Annotated in this window: 6 protein-coding genes; all 6 read right to left on the bottom strand. The window is 56.1% G+C overall.

The features are described from left to right. Positions 1-646, bottom strand: a 646-nt coding sequence (locus tag AC4FIC_RS11370; RefSeq protein ID WP_490359412.1) for a hypothetical protein, incomplete at its 3' end; no start/stop codon positions are given. Between the two features lie 73 nt (positions 647-719). Continuing rightward, positions 720-2,648 carry a methyl-accepting chemotaxis protein gene (locus AC4FIC_RS11365; protein WP_476194935.1) on the bottom strand — a complete coding sequence of 643 codons (1,929 nt, stop codon included), beginning with the start codon at positions 2,646-2,648 and terminating at the stop codon, positions 720-722. Positions 2,649-2,662: 14 nt separating this feature from the next. Next, the gene (locus AC4FIC_RS11360) at positions 2,663-3,874 is read right to left on the bottom strand and encodes an ABC transporter substrate-binding protein (protein ID WP_100257293.1); all 1,212 of its coding nucleotides are present in this window, start codon (positions 3,872-3,874) and stop codon (positions 2,663-2,665) included. A 31-nt stretch (positions 3,875-3,905) separates the two neighbouring features. Further along, complete coding sequence (locus tag AC4FIC_RS11355) at positions 3,906-4,475, bottom strand: chemotaxis protein CheW (protein ID WP_100257292.1); 570 nt, start codon at positions 4,473-4,475, stop codon at positions 3,906-3,908. 10 nt (positions 4,476-4,485) lie between these two features. Further along, positions 4,486-4,851, bottom strand: a complete 366-nt coding sequence (locus tag AC4FIC_RS11350; protein ID WP_100257291.1) for a response regulator — start codon at positions 4,849-4,851, stop codon at positions 4,486-4,488. A 15-nt stretch (positions 4,852-4,866) separates the two neighbouring features. Further along, positions 4,867-5,634: a response regulator transcription factor gene (locus tag AC4FIC_RS11345; RefSeq protein ID WP_158524343.1), complete on the bottom strand. Its 768-nt coding sequence runs from the start codon at positions 5,632-5,634 to the stop codon at positions 4,867-4,869. Between the last annotated feature and the right edge of the window lie 477 nt (positions 5,635-6,111).

Raw genomic sequence — 6,111 nt, 5'->3', positions numbered from 1 at the left:
TGATGGTATGACTGATGCGTTGGATCGCTTGCAGGCTCGGGGCACTTTGACTGTTGACGGTGGCCAGATTGAATTGATTGATCTGCTGCGATAAGTCCTCCAGCTGATGCGGGGTGTCTTGCAAAAAGGCCTGCAGCACCTCACTGTCGGTGGTGTCTGAGAAGCGGGTGCTGAGCTCGTCGAGTCGATACTCGGGGCGAGTGTCGGGCTCTTCAGTATCGAGACGTTGTTGGTCGTGCACGAACTGATCGATCAGCTGCCGACTCTCGCGAATATCCATCGGGCTCGGCCAGTCTTCATGTTCCAGGAGGTTGGCCCATTCGATACAGGGTTCCGGGTCGAGGACATTGTTCAGGTGGCCTTGGGTTAACGCGGTCCAACGAGCAAAGTTATGCAACTGTTGCTCGATTGGCTGGTCTGGATCGGCGAGCATCAGGTTTTCGGCGACCCGATCCAGGCAGCCGGACAGACCGTCGAGGCCCACCAACTGCAGGGTTTCACTGAGCATCGACAGAGTGACCAGATAGGTTTCCAAAACCTCGCCGGAATCCTGACCCGACAGGCCAGGCTGCCAGTGCTCAAATTGCACGCGCAGGGTTGAAAATTCCGCCGCTACCGCATCGATCGAGCTGTTTTGTGTCGTCATAAGCCACTCCTAAAAGGTCGCTGCAGCCGAGCCGGTTGCCACCTGGCACCGGTCGCGGCAGGGGGGCCGAAGTCTATCTGTTAGCCTGGGCTGGGCGCGCGATGGCACTCAACGGTTCATTACCAAAGGGCTTTGCCTTATCCAAGGCAATAACTGGCGCAACCGCGCTGGCTTCGAGTATTTCCGCGGTCAGGCCGGTGCTGAGCAGATGGCTGGGCAGGGCAAATACCGAGACGGTATTGGCCAACGCCCGCGAGGCCGACGCCAATCGGCGAGTCTGTTCGGCCTGACGCTTGAGCTCGAGCCGGGTTTGCTCGGTGGATTCGGCAATTTGAGTCGATTGGTTTTTCAACTGATCGGTCTCGCGCGCTTGCAGAATGGATTGCTCTGAGATTTTCGCCACCGCTCGTGCCAGGTCTTTGGTGGTGGTTTGAGTTTCCATCATCTGGTCACCGGCCAATTGGGCCAGTTTCGAGCCGGCCACCACCTCACTGATTGACAGGTTCATGGTGTCCACGGCAGCCGCCGTTTCCGCTTGGATGTTGCGCACCAAGACCGAAATTTGCGATGTGGAATCGCGCGAACTTTCGGCCAAACGCTGCACTTCGTCGGCCACCACGGCAAAGCCTCGACCCGCGTCGCCGGCCGCAGCCGCTTGCATCGAGGCGTTCAGGGCGAGTACGTGGGTACGTTCGGCGATGGAGTTGATGATGTCGATAATCGAGGATATTTCTTGCGACCGTTCGCTGAGCCGCTTAATACGTTTTTCCGTTTCCGAAATGGAACCGCGAATGTCCACCATACTGGTCATGGTGTTGGTCACCGACTCAAAGGCGCTGTCGGTTGAGGCCGTGGCTTTCTTGGCCACCTGGTTACTGGCTTGTGACCATTTGGCGATCTGGAACATCTGTGCCGAAACCGTCTCGAGCTTGGCGATGGTCGCCGCGACCAGTTGGCGGCTGGTTTCTGAGACCTTATTAACCTTGGCCGACTGCTCATCGATCACCGCCGACGCGGCGCCGACCAGATCGGAAATTTGGCGGATTTTCGCCAAGGCCTCGCCGATCTCCTCGGTCGCCATATTCATCGCATCGGCCACCGGACCGGTAATGTCCTCTCTTACGATCAGGCGCACGGTAAGGTCGCGATCGGAGAGCAATGAGGTGCCCTCCAACAGTTCGATAATCGAATTATTGAGCTGGTCGTTTTCGCTTTCCATACGACTCAGGGTGCGGTTCTTTTCATCGAGCAGTTGGTCGAGCGTCGCGCCCAAGCTCGCCAATTCATCGGCGCTGGCAACCAGACCGGTGCGCGCATCGGGGTTATTGGCCTGGACCGCGCTAATGGTCTGGGAAATCTGCCGCACCGGCTTGAGGATCGATTGGTAGGTCAGCCAGCCAATCACCGAGGTGACCAGGGCGGTCAGTAGGATCACCACCGAATTGGACACGATAGACTGGGTAAAGGTGGCGCTAAAACCGGCGAACGAACGCTCTGCCGCGGCGGTCAACTGCTCGTTATAACGTTGCGCCTGATCGATAAAGGGCCCAACCAGAACATAGAGGTCGTTTAACAAGAACAGCTGTAAATCGGCCCGGGATTGGCGTTCTGAGAGCCGCTCGAATAGACCATAGGCCGTCTGTAATTCGCGCACCGCATCGATTAGCGCGTTGTCGAGGTCTTGCTGTGCGGCGATGGCCTGCCACTGCTGCGCAAAGCGCACGCTGGACGCCCGAATCTGCAGGGCCCCGGTGTCCCAGGTGACCAGGCCGTTGTCGATGTTGTTTACCGTGTTGACGAATTCACTCTGCACGTTGGTCACCAAGTCGCTGACCTCGGTGGCATTGGCCACGAGATCGTTGAGCGTTTCGGTGGCATCGCCGGCCAACAATAAGGACCGGTAACTGACCCCGGCGAGAATAATCAAGCTGATTGCGGCCACCGCGAGCACCGAGAACAGGCGCAGGCGAATGGGTAACTTGGGAATGTTGGGAAAATTCATGCGGTACCCCTTAATTAAAAAAGTGTTAACCAATCGCTGGTGGTCATCGGTCGATATTCTTTATTGCTGTAATAGGTGGTGGTGACTAAATCCGAGCCTTGGTTATCGCCGATAAATTCCAACACCAGACCACCCAGATCAAACCGGGCATTGCGTGCGGCCGATAAAAAGCTGCGCCGGTTCGGCTCCCCGGGCAAGGCCTTGAGGATTTCAATAAACATCCGGCCGACCAGATAGCCCTCAAAGGTGACGTAGTTGAAGTCATCGCCGAGCGCATTCATGGCCTGCTTAACGATCGCCAAGTTGCTGTCCAGTTCTGGCACCACCTGGGTCATGACCACTCGGTCGGTCACGCCAAACTCGGTGAGAATATCGGACAGATTCTCGGCACCGGTGAAGGACACCGCACTGATCACCCAGTCTTCGCCCTGATAGCGAGCGTAGCCGGCAAATCGACCGATGGCCGCGTAGGTGCCGACCGTCACCACCAGCTTGCAGCGCGTGCCGATCTGATTTTCCCACGCCTTAAGGGAGTCATAGCCGTCCCGACTGCTCAGCGTATTGCGCTGATAGACCCCGACCGGCCCGAGGTAGTTGCGCTCGGGGTTATCCCCGTCCAAGGCCAAGATCTGATCGATCCGCGCGACAATGTCGCGCGTGTTTGGCCGGCTCTGCAGGGCGGCCTTGATACCGGACACGCCAGCCATGCCATAGGCATCGTTCTGGACATAGGCGCAGATCTCCTGCGGCCGGACCCCAGCGGTGATCGCCGCGTCGATTACCGCGGCGGCTTCTTGGACATAGGACGCGCGAAAGTTGATCACATCGCCCACGCCCGGGCGCAACAGCCCGGCACCGGTAAAGAAGCCGACCGCTGGGATTCGGGCTTTGGCGAGCAAGGGCAGACTGACTTGGGCGGTGGGGGTGCCGACATTGCCGATCACGGCAAAAACATCCTCATCGATCAGCCGTTGGGTTTGTTGACCGGTGAGGGAGGGCGTATAGGAGTCGTTTAGGACCTTAAAATTCAGCCGTCGACCCTTGACCGACACCCCGCGAAAGGCGGCCTCAATGCCAGTTTTCATGCCCTGGCCTAAACCGCGAGACTGGCCTTCCAGGTCCATCACGCCGCCAACAATTATCTGGTTGGCAAAGACACCCTCATCGGCCAGGGCCAACCCGGCACCCCAGACCAACATTGCACATACAAGTAACGGTTGTTTCATAGTTGACTCCAACAAATAGGGTCGCAGGCTCTCAGGCCGGAGACTTCAAATCCTGTAAAAAGGCATTATGGTCGAGCCAAAACCAGGGCCGGTTCTGGCGAAAACAATAGCGAATAAAGGGCCGCAACCGGGCCGGGGCCAAATCCTGATCTGGCTGGGCCTCGGCGAGGGCAAAGGACAACTTATGCGGAAACTCCTGCAAGGGCAGGGCAAAGGCCTCGCTGCCTTTGCCGATCACCAGTAGGTAGTTTCGACTCAGGTTTTTGGATGTCTGATCCAGCTCTAGGCCAAACAGTTGGTGGAAATCGAACACGGGAATGATGGCACCGCGGATATTGGTGAAGCCTTGCAGCCAATCGGGTGCATTGGGTAAGCGGCGCAAATTTTCAAAATCGACCAGTTCCTTGTTGACCCGATCATCGAACAACAGGCCAAAACGTTGATAACTCAAACCGAAGTAGGCCGAGCGCTGCAGTGCCGGTCCCGACTCGCTGAGCAAGGAGTCCGCGGCACTTGAGTCCTCGGGCTCGGACGCATTCAGTAGAGCCAAAGCCGCGCTGGGCAGCATAAGGCGATTGGGCGCGCGTCGGAGAGTTGTCATCGGGGCTCGCTCAGCCGACCAGGGCGGTTATTTGATTGAGAATGTCTGCGTCGGTGTAGGGTTTTGAAATCAACGCCTTGGCACCCTGTTTGGCAGCCCACATATGGTCGGCTTTTTGGTTTTTACTGCTGACGAAGACAATGGGGATAGCCGACAGCTCCGCATCTTTGCGCAGTTCTCGACAGGTATTAAAACCGTCCATACCGTCCATAATAATGTCCATTAAAATCAGGTTTGGCCGCTCCGCTCGTGCCTTGGCAATCGCCTCGGCGCCGGAGCTGGCGGTCACGGAGAGAAAATTCTGACTGGCGATAATGCGCTGCAGGTTTTTCAAATCGGCGGGGTTGTCGTCTACACACAATATTTTTTTGGTCATCGGAGTGTCCTTGAGTTATACCAGTTGGGGCGTTGGATGAATCGGTATCAGGCTGGTGGGTAAAAAGCGACCCAGCTCATGAAGCAGAGCCAGATCGGTTGGCGGTTTGGTAATGTAGCCATTGCTGCCAGACATCTTGGCTTTGACCTTGTTCAGGGTGGAGCCTTTACTGGTCAGCATGACCACGGGTAAGGCCTGCTGCCGGGCTTTGATTTGCCGACACACCTGGTAGCCATCGATATCGGGCATCAGCACATCGAGAAACACCAAGTTATAGGGGTGGTTCGCACTCAAACGCAGCGCCTCGGTGCCATCACAGGCCAGATCGACGGCAATTTGATTGCCCAATAGATCGTGCAGCCGTTGTTTCATAAAGGTTCGCACCGGCATCGAGTCGTCGACCACCAGAATGGTTAGGTTGCTGGTGCTCGATTCACTTTCCAATCGATTTTGATTGACCAAACGTTCGAATACCTTGGTGACTCGCCGTAAAACCATCGGTCGGGTCAAAATTTCTGCGCTCGGTAACCAGGCATGGGTGACCTGTTCCGTATCCTGGAGCGCAATAATGGAACGGAATTGTTTGAATTGCTGTACTGCCTTAAAGGTCTGCTCGGCCCGCTCGGCTTGGGTGTTAATCAGCAATACATCGCCCTGCGGCGAATTCGGATCGTCGACCAGAGTGAACTGCCCCATGACCGTACTGGACAGCCGACACAGGTTACGCAACAACATTTGATCTTTGGCGGTCAGGCCAATATGTGAAATCGCGATCTTGTTCATAAGCCCCCGAATCATCAGTCAAATTGGACAGTGACGATACTGTAGACGATCGCTGCTTGAAAAAAGTTCAGGTTGCAAAAAGCACACAAAAAGGACGTTTTCGCCAAACCCAAAACGCGATAAAGCGCCATTAACGCTGGCCAAATAGAACTTTGTTCGAACGTGTAAAGGCCCTTTAGAGCTGCATCACATTTCGAACAGGGCACCGACGGGTGTCCGTTCTGGGGGCGGAGGGTGGCAATAAAGATTGACCAATTGGCTGATGAGCGGGCGCGAATAGGGGGTAAATAAGGGCTAGCAGAATAGCGGTACATTTTGTTATCAAAGCTGTACACTTATACAGCTTGAATTGGACCGATTCCGGATCACCGCCGAGCGTCAGGGCACGGCTGACGGTTAAGCGCGGCGGCGTCATGATCTGAGTAGACGACAGTCTCGGTGCGCTGACAAGACCGCTGAGACGATTTGAGTAAACTA

The organism is Reinekea sp. (assembly GCF_982785585.1).
The sequence above is the reverse complement of the archived record's forward strand: the minus strand, read 5'-3'. Positions and strand labels throughout refer to the sequence as shown.